This is a genomic window from Mycobacterium sp. 1245852.3, from assembly GCF_001669335.1.
In the GTDB taxonomy this organism is placed as follows: domain Bacteria; phylum Actinomycetota; class Actinomycetes; order Mycobacteriales; family Mycobacteriaceae; genus Mycobacterium; species Mycobacterium europaeum_A.
On the sequence record NZ_LZLL01000370.1, the window covers coordinates 1 to 1852 of the forward strand.

At 63.6% G+C, this 1852-nt stretch carries 2 protein-coding genes; both read left to right on the forward strand.

Translation table 11 applies throughout. From position 1 onward, the window contains the following. On the forward strand, positions 1 to 841 hold an 841-nt coding region (locus A9W96_RS16365), incomplete at its 5' end, for a glycosyltransferase (protein WP_067141257.1). A 406-nt stretch (positions 842 to 1247) separates the two neighbouring features. Then, positions 1248 to 1852: glycosyltransferase (locus A9W96_RS16370; protein WP_197499540.1), on the forward strand; the 605-nt coding region annotated here is incomplete at its 3' end.

The window sequence follows — 1852 nt, forward strand, 5'->3', positions numbered from 1 at the left end:
CCAGGTCGTCGCCATCCTGCCGCCGCCGTTGGCCCGCTCGGCCATGACGGCGTTCGACTGGTTCTGTTGGCGGCTGAACAAGAAGGTGGAGGACACCCAGCGCGCAGAGCTGGGACTGCCGAAGGCGACGGGACCGTCACCGCGGCGGATCGCCGACCGCGAATCGCTGGAAATCCAGGCCTACGACGAGGTGTGCTTCCCCGGGCTGGCCGCCGAGTGGGCGAAGTGGGATGGCCTGCGGCCCTTTGTCGGCACGCTGACCATGGAGCTGACCACCGAAGCCGACGACGAGGTGATGTCCTGGATTCGCGCGGGATCCCCGCCCATCTGCTTCGGCTTCGGCAGCATGCCGGTTGAATCCCCGGCCGACACCGTCGACATGATCAGCACGGCCTCGGCGCAGCTCGGGGAACGGGCGTTGATTGCCGCCGGCCGCAGCGACTTCAGCGGCGTCCCCCTTCCCGATCACGTCAAGGTCGTGGGGCCGGTGAACTACGCGACGATCTTTCCCGTCTGTCGCGCGGTGGTTCACCACGGCGGTTCGGGCACCACTGCCGCGAGCCTGCGTGCTGGAGTTCCGACGCTGATTCTGTCGATGGACGCCAATCAGACGATCTGGGGAGCTCAACTCAAACGGCTGAAAGTTGGTGCCACACGCCGCTTTTCGGCAACGAACCGGGAGACGTTGGTGGGGGACCTGCGTCAAATCCTGGCCCCGGACTACGCGCAGCGGGCCCGCGAGATCGCCGCCCGGATGACCAAGCCTGCCGACAGCGTGGTCAAAGCCGCCGACGTGGTGGAGAACTTCGTCAGCTCGCGGAGTCGTACCCCCTCCAGCTAACGGGCCTACCAGCACTGCGCTGGGTAAATAGCGGAATTTGCTACCGGAAATTCGGGTGCGGGCCGCTCGGGATCGACTTCCCGCTTTCCCAAGACACGGTGTCGATAGTCTGGCAGACTTACGTGAGATCAGGCGACGACGCCTGGGGTTCATCCAAACCACCCAGAGTCGTCATACTTCTACGGTCGGGGGGAAAGGCCGATGAGGTTGGGTTTGTCGCACTCGACTGCACCGGTGCCACTTTCACGATCGAGCCTGGCCTCGGACCGCCAAATCCGTTGCGAAACAACTACAACCACGACTCTGACCGCATCGCGGGGCCAATGGCGAGCCGCGGATCACCGAGCGGAAACGCCGCAGTCAAAGTTGCCCGTGCCGTCGGAGATTGATTAAGGTAACCATCGCGATGAAATTTGCTGTGGCAAGTTATGGAACGCGTGGCGATATCGAGCCTTGTCTCACCATCGGTCGTGAACTGATGCGACGGGGCCATTCGGTACGGATGGCCGTCCCGCCCAATCTCGTCGGTCTGGCCGAATCGGCCGGGCTTCCGGCGATCGGCTATGGGCCTGATATGCATGATTTTTGGAGCGACGAGTTCATTCGGGATTTCTGGAAGAACTTCCTCAAGGGACCGATCAGCTTGATTCGCGAAGCCTGGGAACCGGTGTTGCGGAACTGGCAGGAGATGAGCTCGGCGTTGATGTCGGTGGGGGCCGGCGCCGATTTGCTGTTCAGTGGCCAGCTCTATCAGGATCTGGCCGTCAACGTCGCCGACTACTACGGCATTCCGATGGCCACACTGCACTACATCCCGATGCGTCCCAACGGCCAGCTCCTTCCAAAGGTGCCCGGCCCCATGGTCCGCGCCGGCATGTCTACATACGACTGGATGTGCTGGCGGATGAACAAGAAGGCCGAGGATCGGCAGCGCCGTGAGCTCGGCCTGCCGACGGCCACGGTCGCCTCGCCGCGGCGGATCGCCGAACGCGGCTCACTGGAGATCCAGGC